The organism is Endozoicomonas gorgoniicola (genome assembly GCF_025562715.2).
Taxonomy (GTDB): domain Bacteria; phylum Pseudomonadota; class Gammaproteobacteria; order Pseudomonadales; family Endozoicomonadaceae; genus Endozoicomonas_A; species Endozoicomonas_A gorgoniicola.
The window spans coordinates 5929263-5953901 of sequence record NZ_JAPFCC010000001.1; the positions used below are offsets into that span (position 1 = coordinate 5929263).

Here is a 24639-nt window from a genome sequence, read left to right on the forward strand (position 1 = left end):
TTTAACAGCGAAATAACAGCGAAAAATGAAGTGCCGGACGAAAAAACGTAAGCAGGCAATTATAGCTCAAAAATCGAGACAAGTTCTACCTGAAGCTTGTAGGTGCTCCATAAACGAGTGCTCAATTTTCGCTGGGCGAGGTACCGGAGTGCTTTCCATTGCAAAGCAAGCCATGCTCAAGCATGGTACGGTTTCCCCATCCCTGGTGTTGTTAGACCGGATTTATCAGATAATGGTCTATAACTCTATAACGTTGTATCCACTGCACACAGTGAACTTCAAGTATACCCAATAATGGTGTGTGTGCAGTTATTTTTTTGATACTTTCGTTTTATCCTGAGTTGCGTCAGTGGTGCTGATACCAAGACGTGCTTTATGTTTTTTCAGGAACTCTTCGTATTCGCTGCGTTGTTGTTCGTCCAATTGGTTTGGTTTTCTATTCGCCAGCGTGCTTGAAATCTTGTTTGAAGCCTGCTGGTGTTCCAGATCCGCCACTTTATCTGAAATGCGTTTGATGGCTTCCCAGAATTCTCTGTCATCAGGTTCGTGCCCAAGTTCCAGAGTGGCGACCTGCTGTAGTCTTTTACCCTTGTCTGTACCGTACCATTGGGCAATTAATGCACTGGTGGCCAGATTAGGTTGTTGTTTCAGTGTTTTTAACAGCTCGACCAGTAATACAGTGTCCGCGTCGTTATCCTGTGCCAGTGTATCGACGCATTTTACGTCAGAGGCGAGCTGTGGATTACACAGTAAATGTCGTATGGCATATAGTGGGCGACCGACTTTTATCTGTGTCTTCTCTAAAACAGGATCAAAGTTTTTTGTCCTTTTGTCAAAAAAACCTTTTGATTGTTGGTAACTATATGCACCCTGTAATGCAGAGTGTGAATAGTTAAAAGGTTCTTCTGCATAGCTATTTGCATAGCTATTTGAATGGCTATTTGAATGGCTTTCCGGATGGTAATCCGCAAAGTCATTCCCCGGCTGGTAATAATGCTCATGATGATCCTGATAGTGGTCATGAGTCGTTTGATCAGCGGGTGCCGCTACTGGCGCTGTTTTCTGCTCAGTGTCAGTGCTTAAGTGCGCTTCGAGCCTTGATGAGTCCAGCCCGGTCAGCTCTGACAGTTTTTGCAGCAATAATTGCCTGAATATGCCATCAGGCAGTTTGCTCAAATAAGGCTGTGCCAGCTTGGTCAGGCGAGCCCTGCCATCCATGGTGTGAAGATCCAGACCGTCTTCCAGTTCTTTGAACAGGAAAGTGTCCAGGCTGAGAGCCTGATCCCGAATGCGCTGGAGAAACTGTTCTGAACCTTCCTGTCGTACCATGCTGTCGGGATCTTCTCCCTGGGGCAGGAACAGAAATCGTGCCTGTCGTCCGTCCTGCATATTGGGCAGGGTAGACTCCAGGGCGCGCCATGCTGCTCGCCGGCCTGCGTCATCGCCATCGAAACAGAACACGACTTCAGGTACTGTTTTGAACAGGCGTTGCATGTGTTCCAGTGTCGTGGCAGTTCCCAGTGTTGCCACCGCATTGCTGATGCCCAGCTGTGACAGTGCCACCACGTCCATGTAACCTTCCACAACCAGAATGCGATCCAGTGAGCGGTTGTTCTTTTTGGCTTCATAAAGGCCATAAAGTTCCCGCCCCTTGTGGAAAATAGGAGATTCCGGGGAGTTCAGGTATTTTGGTTTGGCGTCGCCCAGTACTCGCCCGCCAAAGGCAATGATGCGACCCCGGCTGTCACGAATAGGGAACATAACCCGGTCACGAAAACGATCGTACCGTTTTTTGCTCTCTTCGTTTTCAACCAGCATGCCGGTTTTGATCAGCTGTTCTTCTTTCTCGTCGCTGGTGGCCAGCAGGTTTTGCAGGTTATCCCAGCCTCTGGGGGCAAAACCGATGCCGAACTGTTTGCAGGTCTGTCCGTCGAGCCCGCGCTGTTTCAGATAGTTGATGACTTGGGGCGCATCAGGGGCTGCTTTCAGTTGTTCCTGATAGTAATCTGAGGCGCGGGTCATAAGCTCGTAGAGTTCAGAGTAATCCGGGCGTCGGCTCTGGCGGCTGCCTTGTTCTCTGGGTACTTCCATGCCTTGTGTGCCGGCCAGGTTGTCAACGGCGGCAGGAAAATCCAGATGGTCAAAATCCATCACGAAACCAATGGCGTTACCACTGGCGCCACAGCCAAAGCAGTAGTAGAACTGTTTGTCAGGGCTGACGGAGAAAGAAGGTGTTTTTTCTTTGTGGAACGGGCAGCAGGCCGAATAATTGCGACCGGTTTTCTTCAGTTTGACCCGGCTGTCAACCACGTCGACGATATCGACTCTGGCCAGCAGGTCGTCAATAAATGTCTGTGGAATGCGTCCAGCCATGTAAAGTATTATCGCAGGGTTGCGGGAATCAGCCCAGCAGTTTTTTAACCGACTGGCTGATCAGAGCCATATCGGCACGACCCTGAACCTGAGGTTTTACCAGACCCATTACCTTGCCCATATCTTTCATGCCTTCTGCGCCGCTCTGGGCAATGGCATCGTGGACAATCTGGTCGATGTCTTCAGGGGAGAGTGGTTCAGGCAGAAATTCCTGAATGACGGTCAGTTCAAACTGTTCCTGTTCAGCGAGATCCGTGCGCCCTGCAGACTCGAACTGGGTAATGGCATCGCGGCGTTGCTTGGCCATTTTGTCCAGGGCTGCAAGGGCACGGGTGTCGTCCAGCGACTTTTCGTCTACTTCAATACGTTTCAATTCTGCCAGAGCCAGGCGGATAGTGGACAGGCGAGCCTTTTCGCGGTTGCGCATGGCTTCCTTCATTGCTGAAGTCAGTTGGTCCTTTACTGTGCATTCGCTCATAATGTTCTCCTGTATAAATATCCACAAGCAGGCATAAGCCTGTCAGGTACTGAGGTTTAACCTTCAAATGCTATCACTGACGTGACCCTGAAGGTTAATGCTGAATCGTCTTGTAACTGAAGCAGTATTCAGATCGTTACGATCTTAATACAGACGCTCGCGACGACGCTGTTCGCGCTGCAGTTTTTTCAGATGACGCTTAACGGCAGCAGCAGCTTTGCGCTTGCGAACAGAAGTCGGCTTCTCGTAGTGTTCACGACGACGTACTTCAGCCAGGACACCGGCTTTTTCACAAGAGCGCTTGAAGCGGCGCAGGGCTACGTCAAACGGTTCATTTTCTTTAACTTTAACAGCAGGCATGCAGAGCTCACCTTCCTAAATATTCGTTGATTCAATAGAAGTTTGCAGCCCGGCATGATACAGCAGCAATGGTGCTTCTGAATACAGTTTTTGCTAACTGTATGAAGCGAAATCCGGTCCGCAAAAATTCAGTGTCTGATAATCATACCAGTCACTGGATTAGCCGCGTATTTTAAAAGGGTGCGAATTTTATAGCCAATCGCCGAAAAATGCAAAAAACCGGCTTTTTGAGTATTGACTGCCAGCTCGTGGCTGATGCTGGAAAATGACCATCAGGAGTGCAGAAAGTGTTCTTCCGATTGGTGGAAGTGCCATTCTGGCATTGTTGGAGATTCGAATTAATCGGCTGCTGTGGGTATAAATCCTAAAACAACCATTGTGCTTTCATGCTGAAACCATGGTTAAGAAAGTCTTTCTGGTGGTCAACGTCGTAGTGTACTGTGACTTCAGTTTCGTCATTTGGTTCCGTGATAAACATTAGGCCGTGAACTAACCGCACGGATTGGTGGTAAACTCCCGACAATTTTGTTGAATTCAGATTTTCAGGAGTTGGCTATGGTTGTTCTCGGCATCGAGACCTCCTGCGATGAAACCGGTATTGCCCTTTACGACAGTGAGAAAGGCCTGCTGGCTGATGCACTGTACAGTCAGATTGAGATGCACACCGAATACGGTGGAGTAGTTCCGGAACTGGCCTCCCGCGACCATATTCAGCGTGTACTGCCTTTAATAAAGGAAGTACTGGATCAGGCGGGGTTGCAGCGTGAAGACATTGAAGCCCTGGCTTACACAAAAGGCCCTGGCCTGATTGGAGCTTTGATGGTCGGTGCCTGTATCGGCCGTTCTCTGGCATGGGCGTGGGGTGTTCCCTGTGTCGGTGTGCACCATATGGAAGGGCATCTTCTGGCTCCGATGCTGGAAGAGAATCCACCACAATTTCCGTTTCTGGCCCTGCTGGTGTCCGGCGGTCATACCCAGCTGGTGCATGTGGGGGGCATTGGTCAGTACCGCTTGCTGGGCGAGTCGGTAGACGATGCGGCTGGAGAGGCTTTCGATAAAGTGGCTGCAATGCTGGATCTGGGATACCCCGGTGGTCCTAAAGTATCAAGGCTGGCTGAACAGGGTACGCCGGGACGCTTTCGTTTCCCGCGCCCTATGTGCGACCGCCCCGGACTGGATTTCAGTTTCAGTGGTTTAAAAACCTTTACGTTGAACACGGTCGCAAAATGCCGTGAAGAACGTGGCGATTTTACGGATCAGGACCGGGCCGATGTGGCCAGGGCGTTTGAGGAGGCCGTAGTCGATACTCTGGCTTTTAAATGTCGACGGGCGTTGCGTGAAACCGGTTTGAAACAGCTGGTGATTGCGGGTGGTGTGAGTGCTAACAGGCGTCTTCGTGAAGGACTGGAGTCCATGGTGGCAAAAGAAAAAGCAACCCTGCGTTATGCCCGTCCGGAATTCTGTACGGATAACGGTGCTATGATTGCTTATGCCGGTTGTCAGCGACTGCTGGCAGGTCAGCTTGAGCCGCTTGAAGTGGCTCCCCAGCCACGCTGGCCGATGGAAGAGCTTGACGCCGTGTAATGCGGTATAATCCTGCTTTTTTCTTGAGGGTTCAGGCAATGGATAAAGTTCGTATCGAACGACTGGAAACCGAGGCGATTATTGGTGTTTATGAATTTGAGCATGAAGCACCGCAGCCGCTGGTCATAGACCTCGAACTGGAAACGGATTTTACCAATGCCTTTCGCAGTGATGACCTGAACGATGCCCTTGATTATGAAGCCATCAGTAACAGCGTTCGTGAGTTTACCGAAGCTTCCCGTTTTGCCCTGCTGGAAGCGTTGGCGGGTGGTATTATTCAACGGGTGCTGGATAACTTCCCTGTGGACAAAGTGGGTGTTTTCATTCGCAAACCTCATGCACTGAAAGGCGCTCTGGCAACGGTCTCCTGCGAACGTAGCAGAGAACAGATGGATATGCAGAAACTGATGGATCAGTTATGACCCGATATTTTGTTGGTATTGGTTCTAACGAAAATGCCGTGCATAACTGCACGGCAATGATCAGTGCCATTCGCTCTGCTTTCCGACAGGTCTGTGTCAGCAGTATTGTGCAAACCCCTGCTTATGGTGTGGATGCTCCACACTACCTGAATGCTGTCGTCAGCTTTGAAGCCTTATTGTCGATCCCGGAGTTATACGACTGGTGTAAAAAACTGGAAACTCAGCTGGGCAGAACCCGGACCCGGAACGGAATCTGTCAGGCTGACCTGGATATTCTTCAGCCGGGTCATGTCAGCGAGGTGTATTATCAGCCGCTGGTTTTGCAGTTGCAGGCTTTTCTTAAGGGCGAAGCTATTTGTGTGAGCCATGACAAAGTCTGTTTGCAACTCGATGAACGGATGAGTGTTGGCGATGCTCCCTGTTATCTCTTTCAGACTGAGTCTGTCTGAATTTCCCCGCTGCATTAGGGTTCTATACTTTTTGAGTTATTACTCTGGTCGAGGATCAACTAATGGAAAACTCCGGAGCCACCATAAAGGCAGTCATCATTACTGAACAATGCGACCAAAGAACCATGGCGGCTATAGCTAGTGTTTTTAATATACAAGGGATTCGAGAAATGATTCTTAGCTACCTGAGTCCGCGCGATCTTTGTGCGCTTGCGTCAGTTCTCTCCTCAGCAGCTATCCCCAAGGGGCCTCATCCTTCTATAGATCGCTTCATAATGAACCAGGGCCTCATGACACTTGATCGCCACAGTGATTTAACCAGTGCAAGCGCAGATACTATTGCGGCTATTATTCGAAAATACAGCAAACACACAGCTATTACTTATTCAGCGAACAAGTCTTTGAAGCCTGATATCGAGGATAGAGGAAAGGTGGTTAACTTTCATGTTGCGGAGGTAGTTGTGTCCAATCACGAGACTGCTGGAAGTCGTTGGGAAAGGTTTCTTGCTCGTACGAAACTCAGTTCATTCGATGTTGGCACTGTAGGGGAAGGCCTTACGGCAGTTGGAACGACGGGAAGTAAGGTTTTTTTTATTAGAGCCGGTTGGAATTTTGGTAGAAGCATGGATGATTATTTGCTGATCGTATACGCCCCTTCTTATGAGAAGATTTTAGATCATATAATAGGGGATTATTGTTTCAGTCGCGAGTTTATTACTCCGGTGGTTCATCGCGTACGGTGGGAGCATGATGCGCATAAAGAGCCAGACTTTGAGACATCTGGCGGTTGGTTTCATCTTCGCTAGCCGGCCTGTTCGCTGGCCAATGCCTGCCCCAAAGCTTCAATTCGTAGCAGGCGGAGCTTTTCTCCCACGGCTTTGCCTTTCACCCCCTGTGCAACAATCTCTCTGGCATTAATGGCGTGACACTGCCTTAACAGGTCAAAGAGTTTGTTTTGGCTGGATGTCGGGAAACTCAGTCCTTTCGCGTGTGCAATAAAGCCTGCTGTTGCCATAAAATCTTCAAACCGGTCAGGTCGACGCAGGGCATCCGTTGCTTCAAACAGATTCATGATCCTTTCTGCGGTTGGTTTGTCAAGAACACCTGGCACTTCGTGAGCTTGCTGGTACACCAGCAAGGCCAGTTCACAGTAAGAGGATGGAAAACGCATACGCTGAAAAAATGGCTTAAGGCTGGCGGCTTCGGTTTGCTCATTGGCGGCAAACAGGCAGGCAAAACGCACTGGCTCAGACGCGTTTTGTTCTGCAGCCCGCTGTAAAGCTCCAAGGCAGTGGGGTGATCCCAGTAAAAAGGGTTGCCACTCTTTCAGTACCGCGCTCAGGGCATTGCAACTCATCAGGGTCAGAAAATAGATTTCAGGGCGTTGCTCCATCAGGGCTCTGGCTGTTTCCTGCCATACCCGCTCTGGCACCAGATAGCTGGCTTCACCCATACTCACCATGTGTGCCATCAGAGCCATCGTATCTTCCGCGATAGTGAATCCCAGGCTGGCAAAACGGGCGGCAAAACGCGCTACCCGAAGAATTCTTAAAGGATCTTCCTGAAAGGCGTGAGAGACGTGCCTCAGCAGTCGTTGCTGTAAGTCCCGTTGCCCCTGATAAGGGTCGATAATGTCACCTTCCGCCGACTCTGCCATCGCGTTGATGGTCAGGTCCCTGCGGATCAGGTCCTGTTCCAGAGTCACACCCGGGTCAGCATGGAACGTAAAACCGGCATAGCCATGCCCGGACTTTCGTTCTGTTCTGGCTAAGGCATATTCTTCTTTGGTCTTTGGGTGCAGAAAAACCGGAAAATCCTGCCCAACCGGCACAAAGCCCTGTTGCAGCATTTCTTCAGGCGTGCTGTTTACCACCACCCAGTCATGGTCTTTTACAGGCAGTCCGAGCAGTTTGTCCCTGACAGCACCGCCCACCAGATAAATGTTCATAGAGTTCAAAAGTCCTGCTTTCAGGTGTGTGATTGGAGCAACACACCTCAATACGTTATTGATTAATGGTAACGGATGAAGTGTTGAGGCAATAGATATTCTCTTGATTGGAATGCGACAGAGGGCGACTGGCAGTTTTTTTATTTATATTCGTTTTGTTTCTTAACTGATTCAGCTGCTATTTTGTAGAGTTATTACTTTAGTCATGCGAACCAGTTATAAGAATGAAGAGTCAAACCTTAGGTAGTGCTTTGCTGATTGCTGGCACATGTATTGGTGCCGGTATGCTGGCGCTGCCTATCATCTCTGTTCTTACAGGGCTGTGGGAGGGGCTGGCCCTGATGTTCATAACCTGGTTGCTGGCTGCCTACGGAGGGTTACTGATTGCAGAAGCCTGCCGAGCCTGCCCGGAGACTGAAAACCTGCATGGTATGGTTGGTCTGTTGTTAGGACGAAACGGTCAGACCGTTGCTGTCATTGCCATGTTGTTTCTCTATTACGCGCTCTGCGCAGCCTATATTGCCGGGGGCGCTTCACAGCTTAACAGCATATTAGTGAGTGCAGGCTTAAAAATACCTTACTGGGGTGCGGTTGCTCTGGTGACATGTATTGTCGCTATTGTTGTACTGGTGGGAACTGCTCTGGTGGATGTCTGCAACCGGGTAATGTTTGTTTCCATGCTACTGCTGATGATGGTGATACTGGTCTCTTTGTTTCCTTACACCCGGCTTGAAAACCTGGCCATGGAGACAGGCACTTTTCCTGTGTTGCTGGCTGCTCTGCCTGTGCTGTATACCTCGTTTGGTTATCATGTTGTGGTACCCACGGTGGTTGGCTATGTGCAGGGATGTCCGGAAAAGTTCAGCAAGGCGCTGCTGATTGGCAGTGTTTTGCCTTTTGTTCTCTATGTCTTCTGGAGTGTTTCGACGGTTGGGGCTTTGTCATCCACCACAATACACTCAGTGGCATCAATGCCGGATTCCGTCACCAATCTCATGTCTGCAGTTGGCCAGGTGTCATCTGTCAGTCACTTTAGTCTGATAATCAGTGTCTTTGCGGCGTTTGCGCTGGCAACGTCGTTTCTGGGGGTTGCCTTAGGATTGTTTGATTACTTGTCAGAACTCTCCCATAACAGTCACAGCGGATTAACTGGCAGGGTTCGGACCATTTTGCTGACGCTGCTGGTTCCGATGCTGGTGGCTATTTACTACCCCGATGGTTTTATTCTTGCCCTGGGCTATGCAGCGATAGCATTGATCGTACTGGCTGTCTTCCTGCCTGTACTGATGGTTTGGAAGGTTCGCCGCCTGCACATGGAAGAGCCTTATCAGGCCCCCGGAGGGAATGCTGGCCTGGCTATTGCGCTCATGGTCGGCGTGCTGATTGTTGCTGCCCAGATTGGTGTTTCTCTGGGGGTTTTACCTCTGCTGGGCTGACGACAGTTGTTTTATACCCTGACGACGTCGGGCTGGTCTGTTAAATTGACAGCATCCGCTAATTGTTGGGTACTTATGAACTGGTCTGTTTACATCATTATTGCCAGCGATCATTCGCTTTATACGGGAATCACAACCGATATCTGCAGACGCTGGAAACAACACAGCAGTGGCGCAGGTGGTGCGCGCTATTTTCGAGGGCGCAAGCCTGCGTTGCTGGCTTACTTTGAGCCAGGACATAATCGTTCTACGGCTTCAAAACGGGAAGCAGAAATTAAAAAGTGGCCAAAGACAAAAAAACAGGCGCTGTTGCGCTCTGGCAGCAATCAGGTTTCATTATGGGACAGCATGTTACCAACGGGGTTTTTGGAAGCTGAAGAAAGGTTGGTTGAGAGGGACTGATGCAGAATGGATGATGTTATACGGCTATAAATCGTTATTCGACTGTCGTATGCTTAAACGAGCATTAACAGCTGTTTGCCAGATGATCATTGCAACAGCTCAATAATACCAGTTAAGTGCAGGCTATGTACCTGAGCAGACAGGCTCCTTAGAGTCTGAGCCTTTAACAATAATGATAATAATGAGAGGTGCTTCATGGAGGCCAGTTTCTGGGAAGGTAAACGAGCTCCCGGTATTGAAGACGCAATTGATCTGGGAAAGTATCGCAACCTGGCAGACCTGATTAATGCATCGGTCAGGCGGTTTGCTGACCGGCCTGCCTATACCTGCATGAATCAGACCCTGAGTTATGCAGAAATCAATGAACTCAGCAATGGTTTTGCGGCTTACCTGCAAAAGCATACGTCTTTGGAGCCTGGTGACCGAATTGCTATTCAGTTGCCTAATATCCTTCAGTATCCAATCGTCGTTTACGGTGCCATTAAAGCGGGACTGGTTATTGTTAATACCAACCCTCTTTATACCGCCAGAGAAATGCTCCATCAGTTTAATGATTCGGGCGTAAAGCTTCTGGTTTGTCTGAATACGGTGGCGCATATTGTTGAAGAAATTCTGCCCCAAACCGGTCTTGAGCAGGTTGTTGTCACCGAAATGGGGGATTCTCTTCCCTGGATGAAGCGGTTACTGGTGAACTTTGCTGTCAGGCATGTCAAAAAGATGGTGCCAAAATACAGTCTTCCTGAAGCCGTGGCATTTAACGATGTCATGGCGAAAGGCATGATAGCGGACTATTGCCCTGCCTCAGAGGGTCAGCAGGATGATCTTGCTGTGCTGCAGTATACCGGCGGTACGACAGGGGTCGCGAAAGGGGTCATGCTGACGCAGAAGAACATTATTGCGAATGTCTTGCAGGCATCGGCCCTGCGCCACCAGGTGGACCAGAAAGGCAGGCTGATCTCAGACCTGCGTGGTGATATCGTGGTTGCGCCATTGCCGCTCTACCATGTCTACGCGTTTACAGTGCATCTGTTTTCATTTTTCGAGCTGGGGGCTCACAGTATTCTCATCCCTAATCCCAGGGATCTGGATAGTCTGATCTCTGCTCTGCAACCCTGGCAAATCAATACATTTATTGGGCTGAATACATTGTTTGCCGGACTGTTGAATCACCCCGAATTTCACCGTCTGGACTTTTCCGGGCTGACGGTCACCAATTCAGGGGGAACAGCGCTGCAGGAATCGGTTGCCAGACAGTGGCATGAAGTGACGGGCTGCCGGATTTCCGAAGGTTATGGTCTGACTGAGGCAGCTCCCATTGTGGCTGCCAATCCGGCAGGTAAGCTGACGCAGCTGGGAACCGTTGGTCCTGCATTATCGTCAACCTCTATCAAGATTGTCACTGATGATGGCGAAGAAGCGGACACAGGAGAAGCAGGCGAGCTGTGTGTAAAAGGCCCGCAGATCATGAAGGGCTACTGGAACCGGCCTGAAGCCACGGCGGAAGTTCTGGATACCGAAGGCTGGCTGCATACTGGTGATATTGCGGTGATTCAGGAAGATGGGTACATCCGTATTGTGGATCGCATTAAGGATCTGGTGATTGTGTCAGGCTTTAACGTCTATCCCAATGAGATTGAGAACGTTGTCGGTCTGCACGAAAAGGTCGACCAGTGTGCTGTCATTGGTGTACCTGATGAAAAAGCAGGTGAGGCGGTTAAGCTCTTTGTGGTGACGTCTGATAAGTCCCTGACGGAGCAGAGTATTCGAGACTGGTGCAGCCAGCAGCTCACCAGTTATAAAGTACCTAAATACATAGAGTTCCGTCAGGAACTGCCCATGTCTGCGGTAGGCAAGGTATTGCGCAAACAACTTCGGACAGAAGAGGTTTCCTCAGACTAATGCAATGAAAATCAGGCTGAAATTATTAATTTCGGCTTGATCGAAACACTGGCGCAAACCCGCTTCTTTAGAGGCGGGTCTAGCCAGCGTAAGGCGCTAGCCTTGCTGTGACGATCGTTTAGAAGTCTTAACGAGTTTTCTGAAAGAGGCACTCCATTTGTGGGCAGGTTTCTGAAAAGATCTCACGAAGTTGATCGGTCATTTCCCACGTGAATACGTTCCGGCGATACTTTGCTGAAAATACCAGTGCTGCCTGCATGGTTTTTAGCGCTTAGCTGCACTAGCATAAAAGGCATTCAACATAACAGGCACTGCAATGCTTCAGGGCATCCGATTAAAAGCCAATCCAACAGACCAGCAAAAGCTGATCCTGTCTCAGTGGATGGGTTGCGCCCGGTTTATCTGGAATGCCAAGTGTGACGAACATCGCTACTACAGCACCTATGCAAGAAAATATTGCCCTGTCGGGACATTTGCGCCGGTTGACACTAAGGCCGCTCAATTTAAAAGCAGAGAGCTTTCTCCCTGGCTCTATAGCTGTCCCAGTCAGATAATCAGAAATTCAGCTACTCACTGGTATCAGACCTTCCAGAAGCACATGAAAGGGTTGTGTGGTAAACCAAAAAAGAAGCCAAAAACTGACAAAGGCAGCATTTACCTCACAAAAGAATTATTCCGGTTCGATGTATGTGATGACGGTGTAACCCGTCTTTTTATAGGCACAAAGACCAACAATATCGGTTATCTGTCGTTCAAGTCCCACGGTGCATTCAACGAGCCAAAGTCCCTTTACATCAGGAAAGAGACAGGCCGGTACTTCGTTTCTTTCTGCTATGACGATGGATCGGAAGAACCCGTAACAGAAAAGGAACACCTGGAGTACCTGAAAGGCGCTTCTAAGGAATGGCTGGAAGAATATGTCATTGGCGTGGACCGTGGTGTTGCCATACCAGTGCATACCAGTGTGAAGGCTTACGACTTCACGGAGAATCAGAAAAAGAGCATGGATAAACGCAAGCGGTACGTTGAAAAACTGCAACGTCGTCTGTCTCGCCAAACCAAAGGCTCTAACCGCAGGCAAAAGACAAAAAACCGGATAGCCTGTCAACATAAGAAAGTTGCCAATATCCGGCAGGACTTCTGCCACAAAACCAGTCGGAAGATGGTCGATAGCAAGGCGAAGGTCATCATTTTCGAGAACCTGAAAACCTCAAAGATGACTCGCAAGCCAAAGGCTAAGAAAGACAGAAGCGGCAAATTCATATCCAACAAAGCAAAACAGAAAGCCGGTCTGAACAAAGCCATTCTCAACGTAGGCTGGCACTATCTGGAAACCTACACACGCTACAAAGCGGCAAAAGCAGGCAAGGTGGTATTCAAAGTACCTGCACATCATACGAGTCAAGAGTGTGCGGAATGCGACTACACTCACCCCGACAACCGTAAGACACAGGAATTATTTTCTTGCGGTAGCTGCGGACACGTTGACAACGCTGACCGAAACGCCAGCATCGTAACTAAGAAACGAGCAATTAATTTACTTTTAGACTCCGGAACAGAGTTGGTTGGCAAGGGTATTCCTGTGCTGACTAAAGGACGTGGAGCCATTCGTAAGACGGGAAAGTGCAAGCACTCTCCCGCATCTGGCAGCGAAACGTCAAAAAAGAAAAGAACAGTTGCTACTGCGGTAGCTGCTTAGTATTGGAAGCTCGCTCCTTCAGGGGCGAGTAGTTCACCGGTTATTAAAACGGATAGTTTGTTGTTATCAGTATTAGTACTTAGGTTTGCTGGTAGGGCTGGTGGCTGGGACTGTTGCTGTACTATTACCATTACAGTCATATAGAAGTAGTCGCAGTCATCCGGCAGTCAGTCCCCAGAGTAGCGGCGAGTCACTGCCGGTAATGTCTCAGAATAAAGTGATGATAATGATGAATCGAAAAGTCAGCAGGGGGCTATGGGGGTGAGTGACTGGCGCAGATTAAGGTTAATGCCCTGAGAAAAATGTTGTCCAAAAATATCCGCCGGTTATCTGGAAAATTCAAAAGTGATTTGACCAAATCCTGTATATATAAAAGGAGTCTCAGATATAAAAGCAGGTATATATACGGGCAGGCTTTTAGCCGCACACACTTCAATTCCACATGTCTTAACATGCGTCGCTGTTTGTGCATATTGTTTAGGACGCCCTGTTTTGCTATAGCAACCTTTTGCAGCCTGTTCAATTCCAGCCACTACAACCGGAAGGAGCTTTTTATTAGGTGATTCCCATAATAAGTATCAGCCTTATTACCTGATAACTGGTTCCGTTCCGTTCGTTTATTAAGCAATGCTACGCCCCGGTTGTGCATAGCCAATTCAAGCTCATACTGGGTCTGTATCAAATCAGTCATTTATTTCCCCCACAAAAAAGTACAGCCATAATGATTTCCTACATATTAATAGTTAGTTAATCTGAGTTTGAAGTAAATCCACGGTTAGACATTGGTTATCCAATGCCTAACGATTGACTTACTAGCGCAACTCGGCTTCCAGACCTAAATCGACTCGCATGATGTGCCTGATCAAAACACCCATAGGTACAGCACGGAACGACGGGTCATTTCTTTGCCCTTCCTTTTCCATGTAGTCCATCAGGAATTTTGTTTTAGCAACTATGGTCAGGAAAAATCCTTCATTCTCTCTGGTACTGAAATTCGATATGGCTGCATCAACCTCGGCGTCCGAAAAAGAAACCACAGCGATTATTTGCGTTAGGGCGTCGCTTCGTTCTGCCTCACTTGCTTGATACCAGTCCCCCGCTGTTTGAGGGATGGCAGCCTGCGCGGAGAAAGATACAGTCAAAGCGATAGCGGCGATAAAAGCTCTAATAAATTTCATAATAATTTCCTCAATTGAATTAGTTGATTTGAGTCTGAAAATAAACCCACTGTTAACCACTGTTAACCACTGTTTCCAATGGTTAACGATTGGCTTACTTATAAAGTGTTTAGAATCAGATCAACGATACGGCTAGACCACTTCAAGATACGCTGCGTATTCATATCCAGATGCACATAGCCTAAGTTTTGCGCTTTGGTTTTCTCTGTCGCATAACGGTAATAACAGTCATCTTTTATGACAGTAGTCTGGTATTCGTGATCGTCTAACCAGTGATTAACCCATGATGGATGATATGGCGCTTTAATAGCCTCCCGTATTAGTTTGGCTACTTCAGATACTTGAAGCATGTTTTATAATCAGGGCTTTGTGCCTGGTCTATGCGTCCTTCTAGCTCTGCAAACTTGCCGTGTATATGAGCCTCTAACTTTTCCAGTCCTGACTGAGTTGCAACCAGTGCGTTTAAAACGTCGCTCGCAGTAATGCCAGTCGGAACAGTTTCCATCCCACGACTGTCACGGCATACAATACCAGCTTTACTCCAGCACTGACTTAAAGTTCTGGTATCTGATCAATCACGGCTTTCATTCTCTTAACCTGCTTGTTCCATCCCTCGCCATACACTGCATGAGTAACGTCATCTTGAGCATGTCCCATCAGTGCCTTGATCAAACTATCTGGGGAGCCTTCAACAGCCCGTAGCTTGTCCGCATATCCCTGTCGAAAGCTATTGAGGCAATAAGCCTTGTCCTCTCCTTTAATCACCACTGAACCCAGAGCGGCCTTTATGTCGGCATTGAACTTGTTTGTTTTGTTGTACTCAACTGTGAATGGCTCAATGTCGTAACCGTACAGGTGGCTGATTGAATGGTGCAGCGGTATATGCCTGCGTCCTGCTTCAGTCTTTGTATCGCCTACCTGTAAGCACTTGATACCATCAACAGTTTCCCACGTGGTTTTCTCCAATAGTTCGTTACTCCTTACTCCTGTGAAGTAGTAAAGACGGTACACATCTCTGAAGGTAGAACTGCAAGTATCCAAAAGCTTAACCATAAGTTCCCTGGTCATTGGCGGTGCGCTGGTATTTGTAGCTCCTTTAATCCCGCCTATCTGCTCCAGTGGGTTTATTTCAATGTGGTCAGTATTAGCAATTACCCAGTCAATCACAGCTGAAACCTTCCGATAGATGCTGTCAGCTGTAGACCGCTTATAGTCACTGGATAGCAAACCTTCTTTGAACTGTCGGGCATTCTGCTTGTCCAGCTGAGTAACACAGGTAACACCAGTCAGGTCTTTCAGTAGTCGGAAGGCTCGCTTATGGTAGCTTGTGTTATGGGTTACTCGATGTGGTTTCCAGTCCCCTGTTGCTGCCTTTGAGTTGCAGAAGTCAGTCAGTAGAGTCTCAAGTGGCGGTATGTTGGCTTTAGGCTTTACTGCTTTGGTATCGCTGGTACTGGTTTTGGTATCAATAGTCTCAATCTCAGTATCCAATCGGCAAACCTTCCGGACACCTTCAGCATACTGTCTGACTCTCTCAGCTGCCTGTCTGTCATCTACGGGACTAAACCACTCTTCAGCTTCCGGTAATTCACTCAGGCAACCGTCAATAACTATCTGGGTATAGTGGTCTGCTGTGTCTCTGGCATCTTCCAGTTCTGTCTTCAGGTTGGCGAATATGTCCAGCTTCCTACTTCTCATTTCCAAAATACAATCCATCAATGCAGAAATAACCTTTGCCTGATTAGGGCTGGTAGTCCTTAAACTGATGGAGTGTATCTTGTTCTTGAACCTTCTTTGATACGTAAAGTTGCCATTACGTCGGCGCAAGTGTAGGCACGGACTTTCCTGTAAGTGCTTGAATCTCCTACAGTCCCCGTCGTTTTTGGGAAACTTGTAGGCAAGAAGAGTCTCTTCTAGACTCTTTTCAGATAAACCGCAGGTCTATATTGCATACACCACGCAATATAACTGCCAGTTGCTTATTACTAATAGCTGCACCAGCCAGATTTTTACCAATCGGTTTAGCGGTTTTCAGGCACAGGCAGCCGTGGCAACTATTTGGGAAGTGGACATTCTTTCCCAAAATAAGCTCTGGTCAGAACAGGCTAATGGGAGGTAATTTGTGAAAAAAACAGTTTGGGCGACAGGCCTGTTTGCGGCATTGGTAGCAACGAGTGCCTGGTCTTTGCCGCTAGAGGAACATCGCGTTCGGCCCGAAGCTTCTGAAAACATTCAGACAACCGGGGCAAGTCAGAGGCTGACTGGGCTTAAACCAGACAGGGGACTGGTTGAGCGTGGAATATTTGAATGCATATATCACGACAACGAGTCGACTTCGACAAATAAAGTCCTTGTTCGTGGTACTGGCAGTTGTGGCTTTCTGGATGCCAGTGAGGATTATGAACCAAAAAGAAAACGTGTAGCCAGCTATGTGAACTCCCATTTACCAGGAGTATTTCAGCCTGAGAACACCAATTGTTTTGCAGTTCAGTCAAGAGAAGAAGACAAAGGGCGCAACAACAAGATCTCGGAATATATAGAGCAAATGGATCAGCTGCCTTTTAGTCAGGATGAAAGATTTCAGCTTCAGGATGAACGTCTGCAAAGTGTCATTAAAGTTGAAGAATTCATTCAGAAAGAACTGCTTGGTGACACACACTATCGAAAGGCTCTGCATAACGAACAACTCTGCGACGTGCTTCTGGTCACTGAAAATGAAGCTGGCCAGTCAAATGCAGGTGTCCGAAGCTGTGCCAAATCCTGCCTGGATGGTTTAGGCATGTTTGCCAAATGGGCCGGAGGCTGGGCATGGACAGGAATGAAAAAAACAGGTATTCCTGCGGTGGGTGCCTATGTTACGAGCTGGGTTACAACTTCACCGTTATGGGATGCAATCACTGGCAGTATCACAGGTGTATTGTATGGTGCCTGGAATAAGGAAGTTCACCAGACTCCTATTGGTACATCCTTCACGGTGGGTGATTTCGTTATGGCCACAGGTGTGTTCGTTTATCTGTACAAAAATCGAAGATAATAGAAGCGATTGGCAGTGTAGGGTTACGCATGATGTCGGGCAATAGCTTCCCGGGCTTTCAAAACAGAATGAGGTAAAACAGCTTTATAATTGAATGGATAAGTTGAAAAAAAGTTAGTTGGGAACATAGAATATTTTGTGTTCCCAATTCAGGTTATAGTTCTGACCAGTAAAAAATTAAAAACGTTATTCACTGGATTGATATTTAAGCAATAATAGCTTTTCATTTATCGATATCCTCATAAATACAATCAAACTTGTTTGCATCTATGAGGGGCTGTGATAGATTTCGCCACTAGTAATTTTTTGTCCCTGGTTGTTGGTCACTTCACAATGAATATTTTTGAAGAATCCCTGAGTGTTCTGAAATCCAAAGTACAGCTGCGTAAACTGTTTCAGGATATGCACGTAGAAGACATTCAGCGTGTAATTAGCCGTATTGAGAGCATTTACGAAGAAAAACTGGACGCTCAAAAGGAAGTAGAGCAGGAGCAACAGCGCAAGCGTGAAGCGATTGAGGCTGTTCTGAAAGAAATGCAGGATAAAGGTCTGGATATCGGTGACCTGGCTGTTGTGGGCAAAGGTACTGAGTCTAACCGTAAAGGTAAAACCCGTCAGCGTTACCAGTTTGAATACCAGACTGAAGACGGTACAACTGTGACCTGGGAAGGTGCAACCACTGGTCGCATTCCTGCCGAGTTCACTGCTTACCTGAAGCGTACAGGTAAAGAACGTAAAGACTGCATCGTTACTGAGCTGTAAGTTACTGAGCTTTAATAGCCCCCCAGTTTCTAACGCTGAATGTGTGCATGAAAAGTCATGCACATCACACAGGTTAGAAAATGGGGGCAGTCTTTAGAAAGGAAGGCATTGAGCCTTCCTTTCTTGATTGTGCTGCCTGAAAAAGTGCTGCCTGAAAAATGAATCCTTATATAATTAAACAGCATTGCTGGTTTTAGCGGTTGAGATACAATCGAGCTAATAGCCCTGGTTTTGTTGTAACCCCTGTTAAAACGGACTTTATTTCACCATCCCTGACTATGAAAAACGACGGCGTGACGCTGATTGCCCAGTTTCTGCTGATAATTCCATCATCATCGTTAATGACTGACATCTTTAAATCGTTAGCCTTCAGATAGGCAGCAACGCGTTCGTCAGTACCTGAGGATAAGGCAATGGTCATGACATGAATGTTTTCACTGTCGGACAGGTCACTGACTGTTGGACTGGTCCACTGGCAGACTCTGCACCAGCTGGCCCAGAAGTAGACCAGCACCGGCGCTGATTTTGACAGCTCATGCAGATCGACGACTTTGTTGTTCAGGGTTTGGGCTCTGATCTGCGGTGCCAGCCCTGTCGGCATATCTTTCTGCAGGTACAGGTTGTAACCGGTAATGACAACCCCGGCAAAAAAAACGGTAAGAAAGAGTTCAATGATCCATTTACGCAATCTTGGTCTCATAGTGTTTTCGCCGGGGTAGATGCCTTTTACTGAACAGTTATATCAGTCGCATAGTCTGTCAGTTCAGTCGAGACTTTATTTTTTCAGACAGCTGGTCGGCGTTGGTAAAACCACCCAATACTTCGTCAGCAAAGACCATGGCAGGTGTACCTCTGATGCCCAGTTCAGAGGCGAGCCTGAGGTTGTTGTCGACCTTTGTCCTGATGTTGTTATCTACTTTCTTTTTCAGGGCTTTAGCATCCAGTCCTTCGGCTTTGAAGGCGGCAGCTATGGAGGCGCTGTCATGTCCGCCTGGTTTGGACATCAGGCGGTGATGCAATTTCTGGTACATATCCGGGTGGCTCGCATGGGCGGCCAATATCAGCTCTGCGGCTTCTCTGGACGTTTCCCCTAAAACCGGGAGTTCTTTGTAGATAATCTTCAGGTCAGGATACTGTTTGACCATCTGTTCCAGAATCGTGTCCTGACGCTTGCAGAAACCACAGTTGTAATCTGCAAAGTACACCATGGCTACCTTGCCCTTCGGGTTGCCGGTAAACGGGTCATCCGTGGTGTTAAACAACTGATCTTTTCTTGACTCAAGGCTGGATTTTCGGGCATCTTCCTGTGCCTGAAGCTCTCGTTTACGAAGCTCATTGATGGCTTCGACCAGAATGTCTGGATTTTCGACCAGTGTCGAACGAACCAACTCCCGAACCTGTTGTTGCTGGTCAGCGTCCAGGGGGGCTGCCTGCAGGTAAGATGGGGTGATTGCGGAGGCAGCCGTCACCAGTGTTATTGCACAAAGCAGTTTTTTCATTGAATTATCCAATATAAATCATTCTTCACCCTGACTGTTTGTCAGAGCATCCATTACGGTGTTGTGATCAAGCAAAACGGGTAAGGCAATGCCTTGTGATGTTTCTGGTCCGTAGACCTTGTTAAACGGCACACCAAATTGGTTGTTCTGCTGCAGGTAGCGGTTTACCTTGTCAGAAGGTGTTGTCCAGTCACCGCGCATCAGGACGATCTGCTCACTCTTTAAAGCCGATAAAACCGGGTCGCGATCCAGAACCCGCACCTTGTTTGCTTTGCAGGTGACGCACCAGTCCGCAGTGATATCGACAAATACGGTTTTGCCATCGCGGACGTGTTGCCGGATTGCTGCACTATCCAGTGTTTGCCAGTCCAGGCTTTCTGAAGGAGAAAAGAGTGCCGCAGATAAGGGCGTTGTCACTCTGTCTGCCCAATGCCAGGCAAACGTGATCAGCACAGCTGCCAGCAGACTGGTGCCTGCCCTCAGTCGCTGCTTTGCCTTGAAAAAAGGTTTCAGAAGCAGGTAAGTAAAAGTGATGATCGCAAAAAACATCACCGCAAACTGCCCGACAGAAGGCAGATGAGCGTTTAACAGATGAACCAGCCACAGGGTTGTTGCTATCAGAAAGACGGCCATTGTCCGGCGAAGTTTGATCATCCAGGGACCAGGTCTGGGCAGCCATGACAGCATTGCAGGAAAAACGGCCACCAGAATATACGGTACTGCCAGCCCAATGCCCATGGCAGAGAAAATAGCAAGCAGGTGAATTGCGTCCGTTGTCAATGCAAAGGCTACCGCTGTCCCCAGGAAAGGGGCTGAACAGGGGGTTGCCAGCAGAGTGGCAAACATACCCTGCACAAAATGCCCTTTCAGGTCATTGCTGCCAGTGCTAGCGAGCCTGGTATTCAGGGAGGAGGAAAGCTGGATTTCAAAAGCTCCCAGCAAATTGGCTGCAAACAGTCCGGTGACAACCGCCATAAAGCCAATAAACCATGGATTCTGGAACTGAATCCCCCAGCCCAGGTTGTTGCCCGTCCATTTCAGCGTCAGTAGAAACAGGGCCAGCAACCAGAAAGACACCAGAATGCCTGATGCCGAACTCAGAAACTGCCAGCGAACCACTTTCCTGTCCTGTCCAGTTGCCTGAACAACTGACGACAGTTTTAGTCCAAGCACAGGCAGAACACAGGGCATAAGGTTGAGAATGAAGCCGCCCAGCAGGGCAAACAGAACCATCACCATAAAGGATGACTGTTGCGAGGAAAGCTCTGTAACGGGCTGGTCACTGATGATAACGGCGGTTTCAGTCGCCTGCTCACCATTAATCAGTGTGACATTGACAGACTGCTGGTTAAGGTCAATATCACCAAGCCAGCTGCTGGCTGTCACGATGGCTTGTAATTGTGTCCCTTCTATTCGAAGTTCTGGTTCGGAAAAACTGATGTCCTGCAGGCCGTCAAGAATAATATCCGGTTTCTGCCACCCATCCGGTGAAGAGGCGCTGACGACGACGGTGCTGTCTGGTGTTCTCCAGTTAACAGATTCTATGATCTGGCCTTTTGCAGCCGGGTTTTCTATAGAATGTGTTTCAGGTACTTTCGACAGAGCCTTATCAATTAAAAAAGCGGCTTCGGAGTCAGGTACAAGTTGGTCAGGGATAAAGGATGCCTGCACAGCAAAGTCACTGAGTACACAAATGGTAGTACAGGATGGTAGCCTGAGAATGCCGTCCAGCGTGACAGGCGTGTTCAGGTCATTGACGGTAATCAGTAACGGAAAAACGACACTGCCCTGATACCCAAGTGTCTGTATCCCTAGCAGGTCAAAACGTTCAGGAACGGGCCAGAGCCATTGCGTATCGACAACGTTGTGGTTTGTCTGCCAGTGAAAGGCGGGAGGAATACCGGCTTCGCCCGGTGAGCGCCAGTAGGTTTTCCAGGGCGAGTCGAGCGCTACCTGTAATCCGGCAATAACTTGATTTTCAGCCTTATCAAGCTCCCCTGAAAGCAGCAGCCGGATTTTGGCACTGGGCTGTTCCGAACTGAAAATCCAGTCGGTTGTATTCGCCTTCAGGTTGGCAGAGGTTAACATCAGGCAAACAGACAGCAGCCGGAATATCGTTAAAAATGTATTTCGGTAAAGCATGAAACAGATCGCAGGTTTTATATTGACCTTATCAGAAAGCAGTAATGCTTCGTATCAGTTTTGTGTAAAAAGGTCAGATAGCTGGATCAATAGCTTAAATGTTGATGTCTGTTTTCAATGGTCGTTGTCGTGTTGTTAAATTTCCGGTTTCAGAAGGTTGTTTTTCTTTTGTATTGCGATGATGCTGTCAGTCGTTTCCAGCCATTGACAATAGATTCTGACAATGGCTGGAAACCGTCTATCTTAGCCCCCATTGACCACATCGGCGTGGGATGTCGACACGCCTGTAAGCAGGTCAAAGCCAACCTCGCAACCCGGTTCCAGGTTTCCTCCTACATCTTCGTTCCAATGCTGGAATATGATTTTATTGTAGATGGCTGCCAGATTCTCAATGGGTTTATCTCCCTCAGTCAGATTAAGACAGTAATCGACTAATCGAGCGCCTTGTAACTGAATTTGCAGGTAGACCACGGCACCTTTTCCTTCACGATCTGGTTTGGTCACCAAAATATTAACCAGATCACCTTTATGGCCTGGAACATACATTCGTGAAATGAGGTATTCTGAAGCACGATCCATTTCTCTGGAGAACGTTAGCTTTTTCATTGACGACATACCCTTGTCACGGTTCCTGCCGTCTCCAACATCCATGGTTACTTCGCGGGTAGCTCCCCAGTTAAGGGAGAATATGGGAAACTGACGGGGGTCTACTCCCTGGGTGATCCTGTCACCTCCGGTGATAGAGACGGTTCCCGCTTTGTGCTGAAACTTTCCCCATACTATAAACATATTGGCCATAACGATTGTCCTCAGATATCAGTTTACCGGATTCCCAGTCAGGTGAGTTTGCCGGTGTTACGACTGGAAGCTTTTCTGGTTAGACTTACAATGCAATTGCGACCTTATATTGATTCGACCATTATAAATCATCAGTCTAATCCTACTTGGCTGCTTCAGCGTTATTCTGTTGGCATAAAATTATTTAATAGGGGGCTTGTGGTGAGGTAGGGCTTACACAGGGTTTGCGGTTTTTACGTACGTCACAGTTGTCGGTTAGTGGTTTTTGTCTGTCTGTGTATAAGTCAGTTAATCAGTATTTGTTAACAGAAACACTGACCAATGCTCTGAATTACCTGTGGATAAGTGATTAATCGATTATAAATACTGGGTTAATAACGAGTGGTCAAAAAATAACCAACTAAAGGAAGGGTTAAAGATTTAACTGGATTGAATAGTCGTAGTTGTACGATATAAGCCTCTATTTTTGAACGGCATTTATCGTATAAAAAAGCAATAAAATTCATTAAAGTGATCTCCTGACATTCACCCCATGTATCGAATGCCAGAAGACCTCTCAGGACTGACGAAGCTAAGTATTATTGAATTCGGATGACAGTTTGATGTCATAGATCAACTTTTTGTGACATTTTTCCGATCAACCGCAAACCCTGCCCACGCCTGTTGCGTAGGCATTATTTCCAGGTTGTTGATATTGACATGAGCAGGACGGTTTGCAATCCAGAACACCGTGTCAGCTATATCGTTTGCAGTCAAAGGCTGCATGCCTTCATAAACCGCGTTGGCTTTGGACTGGTCCCCTTTAAAGCGGACGACAGAAAATTCAGTTTCAGCCAGCCCCGGCTCAATATTGGTTACACGTACACCACTGCCCAGCAGGTCACAGCGAAGGCTGAGTGAAAACTGTTTAACAAACGCCTTGGTGCCGCCATAAACATTACCGCCAGGATAGGGCCAGGTTCCTGCCACTGAGCCGATATTAACAATACTGCCACTGTTGTTTTTCTTCAGAGCCGGAAGCAGGGCATGTGTCATCATAACGAGCCCTTTGATGTTCGTGTCGATCATGGTCATCCACTGTTCAGTGTCGCACTGATCAGCCGGTTCGGTACCCAGAGCCAGACCGGCGTTGTTAATGAGCGTGTGGATATCGCTGAAGGGTTCTGGCAGTTCTTTAACTGCTGTCTGAATGGCTTTCTGGTCTCTGACATCCAGGGCAATGGCGTGTACTTTGCAGTGCTGTTGTAATTCTTCGGTTAGCATGTCCAGCCTTTCCTGACGGCGACCGGTAATGATCAGGTTCCAGCCATCTCTGGCAAAACGCCTTGCGCAGGCTTCACCAAAGCCTGAAGTCGCACCGGTAATAAAGACTGTATTTGGCATACGTGTTTTGCTCCTTTTTCCGCTCATGGCTGTTTGGAAGCCTGACTATTAAGCTGCCAGACTTTTGTCTGTCGTATGATAAACGATTAGTCCACCGATTTAATTCACATTAATCTCGATATAGAGAGTGTCGTCTTTGATGAACTGTCTGCTGTCCATACAGTAGCAGGAACACAATGGCAGAAAAGTCGGAATGCCCATAGGGATGTTCATGCTACTTTCAGGTTTTTGAAAAGAGGTGCTGAACGGGTCGGAAAAAAAGGCGTCAGTCGCATTACCGATATTCGCCTGGTCGATGAGTGTCATAGTGATTTTTTTCTGGAAAGGCCACGGCAGAAAATCGTCGTACTCGCCTTTCATAAGAACAAAAAACAGAGATAAATGGGTTTCTTCACCAAGGCCGTTACCATTCAGGTAAAGCTTTGCACGAAACTGGTATCCGAAAGGGGAAGTGTACATGGGAGGGCTATAGATTGACGTTTGTTTGCCTGTTATCGCATCCTGCATTTTCTGTCTATACCCCTCAATTTTCCATAACAGCCTGCCATTATGGTGCTTGTGGATAGAGGCTTTGGCATGGGTCAATAATTTGAGAGAGGTAATCCTTTTCTCCGTTTCTGAAAAGGCAAAACCATTTGAGCTCAGAAGTAAGTTGGCAAAAAAAGCAAAGCAGCAGTTCATCAGTATTTTGAACAGCCTGATTTTCATATCGAATACCATGTGACGAGTTAATGAGGGCGACACTCGTTGTCTCAGCGGCAGAGTCTCAGCAGCAGAAACTGAGCTTCAACCA

24 protein-coding genes are annotated in these 24639 nt (G+C 47.8%); 10 read left to right on the forward strand and 14 right to left on the reverse strand.

Annotated features, from left to right (window positions below):
• Positions 1 to 309 precede the first annotated feature (309 nt).
• The 3 genes from dnaG to rpsU all read right to left on the reverse strand — a co-directional run bounded on the left by dnaG (position 310) and on the right by rpsU (position 3211).
• Positions 310 to 2373, reverse strand: a complete 2064-nt coding sequence (dnaG, locus tag NX722_RS26655; RefSeq protein WP_262565856.1) for a DNA primase — start codon at positions 2371 to 2373, stop codon at positions 310 to 312.
• A gap of 28 nt (positions 2374 to 2401) precedes the next feature.
• Positions 2402 to 2851 (reverse strand): GatB/YqeY domain-containing protein, encoded by a 450-nt coding sequence (locus tag NX722_RS26660; protein ID WP_262565857.1) that lies wholly within the window; start codon positions 2849 to 2851, stop codon positions 2402 to 2404.
• A 144-nt stretch (positions 2852 to 2995) separates the two neighbouring features.
• On the reverse strand, positions 2996 to 3211 hold the full coding sequence (gene rpsU / locus NX722_RS26665; protein WP_034839300.1) for a 30S ribosomal protein S21: 216 nt from the start codon (positions 3209 to 3211) through the stop codon (positions 2996 to 2998).
• Positions 3212 to 3766: 555 nt separating this feature from the next.
• Here rpsU and tsaD point away from each other — a divergent pair.
• From tsaD to NX722_RS26685, 4 genes are all read left to right on the forward strand, one after another.
• Positions 3767 to 4795 carry a tRNA (adenosine(37)-N6)-threonylcarbamoyltransferase complex transferase subunit TsaD gene (gene tsaD / locus NX722_RS26670; protein WP_262565858.1) on the forward strand — a complete coding sequence of 343 codons (1029 nt, stop codon included), beginning with the start codon at positions 3767 to 3769 and terminating at the stop codon, positions 4793 to 4795.
• A gap of 38 nt (positions 4796 to 4833) precedes the next feature.
• A complete protein-coding gene (folB, locus tag NX722_RS26675; protein WP_262565859.1) occupies positions 4834 to 5217 on the forward strand; it encodes a dihydroneopterin aldolase in 384 nt (127 codons plus the stop codon).
• Positions 5214 to 5666, forward strand: coding sequence for a 2-amino-4-hydroxy-6-hydroxymethyldihydropteridine diphosphokinase (locus NX722_RS26680; protein ID WP_262565860.1), 453 nt, complete (start codon positions 5214 to 5216; stop codon positions 5664 to 5666). The genes folB and NX722_RS26680 overlap by 4 nt, the downstream gene beginning before the upstream one ends.
• A 62-nt stretch (positions 5667 to 5728) precedes the next feature.
• Positions 5729 to 6472: an F-box protein gene (locus NX722_RS26685; RefSeq protein WP_262565861.1), complete on the forward strand. Its 744-nt coding sequence runs from the start codon at positions 5729 to 5731 to the stop codon at positions 6470 to 6472.
• On the opposite strand, the gene NX722_RS26690 is transcribed toward NX722_RS26685, so the two are convergent.
• Entirely contained in the window at positions 6469 to 7614 is a 1146-nt protein-coding gene (locus NX722_RS26690; protein WP_262565862.1) for a polynucleotide adenylyltransferase, read from the reverse strand. The genes NX722_RS26685 and NX722_RS26690 overlap by 4 nt on opposite strands.
• Positions 7615 to 7838: 224 nt before the next feature.
• Here NX722_RS26690 and NX722_RS26695 point away from each other — a divergent pair, with 224 nt between their 5' ends.
• From NX722_RS26695 to NX722_RS26705, 3 genes are all read left to right on the forward strand, one after another.
• On the forward strand, positions 7839 to 9050 hold the full coding sequence (locus NX722_RS26695; RefSeq protein ID WP_262565863.1) for an amino acid permease: 1212 nt from the start codon (positions 7839 to 7841) through the stop codon (positions 9048 to 9050).
• Positions 9051 to 9125: 75 nt separating this feature from the next.
• On the forward strand, positions 9126 to 9452 hold the full coding sequence (locus NX722_RS26700; protein WP_262565864.1) for a GIY-YIG nuclease family protein: 327 nt from the start codon (positions 9126 to 9128) through the stop codon (positions 9450 to 9452).
• 195 nt (positions 9453 to 9647) lie between these two features.
• Positions 9648 to 11351: an AMP-binding protein gene (locus NX722_RS26705; RefSeq protein WP_262565865.1), complete on the forward strand. Its 1704-nt coding sequence runs from the start codon at positions 9648 to 9650 to the stop codon at positions 11349 to 11351.
• A gap of 127 nt (positions 11352 to 11478) precedes the next feature.
• Here the strand turns inward: NX722_RS26705 and NX722_RS29030 are convergent, their stop codons facing one another.
• Positions 11479 to 11610, reverse strand: a complete 132-nt coding sequence (locus NX722_RS29030) for a transposase (RefSeq protein ID WP_407648046.1) — start codon at positions 11608 to 11610, stop codon at positions 11479 to 11481.
• Between the two features lie 57 nt (positions 11611 to 11667).
• On the opposite strand from NX722_RS29030, the gene NX722_RS26710 reads away from it, so the two are divergent.
• Entirely contained in the window at positions 11668 to 13050 is a 1383-nt protein-coding gene (locus tag NX722_RS26710) for an RNA-guided endonuclease InsQ/TnpB family protein (RefSeq protein ID WP_262565866.1), read from the forward strand.
• A gap of 326 nt (positions 13051 to 13376) precedes the next feature.
• Here the strand turns inward: NX722_RS26710 and NX722_RS26715 are convergent, their stop codons facing one another.
• The 3 genes from NX722_RS26715 to NX722_RS26725 all read right to left on the reverse strand — a co-directional run bounded on the left by NX722_RS26715 (position 13377) and on the right by NX722_RS26725 (position 15926).
• A complete protein-coding gene (locus NX722_RS26715; protein ID WP_262565867.1) occupies positions 13377 to 13583 on the reverse strand; it encodes a hypothetical protein in 207 nt (68 codons plus the stop codon).
• Positions 13584 to 13862: 279 nt separating this feature from the next.
• A complete protein-coding gene (locus tag NX722_RS26720; RefSeq protein WP_262565868.1) occupies positions 13863 to 14228 on the reverse strand; it encodes a hypothetical protein in 366 nt (121 codons plus the stop codon).
• A gap of 552 nt (positions 14229 to 14780) precedes the next feature.
• Positions 14781 to 15926, reverse strand: a complete 1146-nt coding sequence (locus tag NX722_RS26725) for a site-specific integrase (protein WP_262565869.1) — start codon at positions 15924 to 15926, stop codon at positions 14781 to 14783.
• A 424-nt stretch (positions 15927 to 16350) separates the two neighbouring features.
• On the opposite strand from NX722_RS26725, the gene NX722_RS26730 reads away from it, so the two are divergent.
• Entirely contained in the window at positions 16351 to 17262 is a 912-nt protein-coding gene (locus tag NX722_RS26730) for a hypothetical protein (RefSeq protein ID WP_262565870.1), read from the forward strand.
• A gap of 333 nt (positions 17263 to 17595) precedes the next feature.
• Positions 17596 to 18024 carry an H-NS family histone-like protein gene (locus NX722_RS26735; protein ID WP_262565871.1) on the forward strand — a complete coding sequence of 143 codons (429 nt, stop codon included), beginning with the start codon at positions 17596 to 17598 and terminating at the stop codon, positions 18022 to 18024.
• A gap of 193 nt (positions 18025 to 18217) precedes the next feature.
• On the opposite strand, the gene NX722_RS26740 is transcribed toward NX722_RS26735, so the two are convergent.
• The 6 genes from NX722_RS26740 to NX722_RS26765 form a co-directional block, all read right to left on the reverse strand.
• Positions 18218 to 18724, reverse strand: a complete 507-nt coding sequence (locus tag NX722_RS26740) for a protein disulfide oxidoreductase (RefSeq protein WP_262565872.1) — start codon at positions 18722 to 18724, stop codon at positions 18218 to 18220.
• Between the two features lie 58 nt (positions 18725 to 18782).
• Positions 18783 to 19523: a DsbA family protein gene (locus tag NX722_RS26745; protein ID WP_262565873.1), complete on the reverse strand. Its 741-nt coding sequence runs from the start codon at positions 19521 to 19523 to the stop codon at positions 18783 to 18785.
• Between the two features lie 18 nt (positions 19524 to 19541).
• Positions 19542 to 21611, reverse strand: coding sequence for a protein-disulfide reductase DsbD family protein (locus NX722_RS26750; protein WP_262565874.1), 2070 nt, complete (start codon positions 21609 to 21611; stop codon positions 19542 to 19544).
• A 297-nt stretch (positions 21612 to 21908) separates the two neighbouring features.
• Positions 21909 to 22463 (reverse strand): type VI secretion system tube protein Hcp, encoded by a 555-nt coding sequence (locus tag NX722_RS26755; protein ID WP_262565875.1) that lies wholly within the window; start codon positions 22461 to 22463, stop codon positions 21909 to 21911.
• A gap of 612 nt (positions 22464 to 23075) precedes the next feature.
• The gene (locus NX722_RS26760) at positions 23076 to 23846 is read right to left on the reverse strand and encodes an SDR family oxidoreductase (protein ID WP_262565876.1); all 771 of its coding nucleotides are present in this window, start codon (positions 23844 to 23846) and stop codon (positions 23076 to 23078) included.
• A gap of 99 nt (positions 23847 to 23945) precedes the next feature.
• Positions 23946 to 24554 carry an MATH domain-containing protein gene (locus tag NX722_RS26765; RefSeq protein WP_262565877.1) on the reverse strand — a complete coding sequence of 203 codons (609 nt, stop codon included), beginning with the start codon at positions 24552 to 24554 and terminating at the stop codon, positions 23946 to 23948.
• Between the last annotated feature and the right edge of the window lie 85 nt (positions 24555 to 24639).

Coding starts and splice junctions, on each gene's coding strand:
- folB (WP_262565859.1), top strand. CDS start 4,834: ATGGATAAAGTTCGTATCGAACGACTGGAAACCGAGGCGATTATTGGT.
- NX722_RS26680 (WP_262565860.1), top strand. CDS start 5,214: ATGACCCGATATTTTGTTGGTATTGGTTCTAACGAAAATGCCGTGCAT.
- NX722_RS26690 (WP_262565862.1), bottom strand. CDS start 7,614: ATGAACATTTATCTGGTGGGCGGTGCTGTCAGGGACAAACTGCTCGGA.
- NX722_RS26685 (WP_262565861.1), top strand. CDS start 5,729: ATGGAAAACTCCGGAGCCACCATAAAGGCAGTCATCATTACTGAACAA.
- NX722_RS26720 (WP_262565868.1), bottom strand. CDS start 14,228: ATGAAATTTATTAGAGCTTTTATCGCCGCTATCGCTTTGACTGTATCT.
- NX722_RS26705 (WP_262565865.1), top strand. CDS start 9,648: ATGGAGGCCAGTTTCTGGGAAGGTAAACGAGCTCCCGGTATTGAAGAC.
- NX722_RS26695 (WP_262565863.1), top strand. CDS start 7,839: ATGAAGAGTCAAACCTTAGGTAGTGCTTTGCTGATTGCTGGCACATGT.
- NX722_RS26745 (WP_262565873.1), bottom strand. CDS start 19,523: ATGAAAAAACTGCTTTGTGCAATAACACTGGTGACGGCTGCCTCCGCA.
- NX722_RS26710 (WP_262565866.1), top strand. CDS start 11,668: ATGCTTCAGGGCATCCGATTAAAAGCCAATCCAACAGACCAGCAAAAG.
- NX722_RS26660 (WP_262565857.1), bottom strand. CDS start 2,851: ATGAGCGAATGCACAGTAAAGGACCAACTGACTTCAGCAATGAAGGAA.
- rpsU (WP_034839300.1), bottom strand. CDS start 3,211: ATGCCTGCTGTTAAAGTTAAAGAAAATGAACCGTTTGACGTAGCCCTG.
- NX722_RS26735 (WP_262565871.1), top strand. CDS start 17,596: ATGAATATTTTTGAAGAATCCCTGAGTGTTCTGAAATCCAAAGTACAG.
- NX722_RS26700 (WP_262565864.1), top strand. CDS start 9,126: ATGAACTGGTCTGTTTACATCATTATTGCCAGCGATCATTCGCTTTAT.
- NX722_RS26740 (WP_262565872.1), bottom strand. CDS start 18,724: ATGAGACCAAGATTGCGTAAATGGATCATTGAACTCTTTCTTACCGTT.
- dnaG (WP_262565856.1), bottom strand. CDS start 2,373: ATGGCTGGACGCATTCCACAGACATTTATTGACGACCTGCTGGCCAGA.
- NX722_RS26750 (WP_262565874.1), bottom strand. CDS start 21,611: ATGTTAACCTCTGCCAACCTGAAGGCGAATACAACCGACTGGATTTTC.
- NX722_RS26755 (WP_262565875.1), bottom strand. CDS start 22,463: ATGGCCAATATGTTTATAGTATGGGGAAAGTTTCAGCACAAAGCGGGA.
- NX722_RS26760 (WP_262565876.1), bottom strand. CDS start 23,846: ATGCCAAATACAGTCTTTATTACCGGTGCGACTTCAGGCTTTGGTGAA.
- tsaD (WP_262565858.1), top strand. CDS start 3,767: ATGGTTGTTCTCGGCATCGAGACCTCCTGCGATGAAACCGGTATTGCC.
- NX722_RS29030 (WP_407648046.1), bottom strand. CDS start 11,610: ATGCAGGCAGCACTGGTATTTTCAGCAAAGTATCGCCGGAACGTATTC.
- NX722_RS26765 (WP_262565877.1), bottom strand. CDS start 24,554: ATGAAAATCAGGCTGTTCAAAATACTGATGAACTGCTGCTTTGCTTTT.
- NX722_RS26725 (WP_262565869.1), bottom strand. CDS start 15,926: ATGAGAAGTAGGAAGCTGGACATATTCGCCAACCTGAAGACAGAACTG.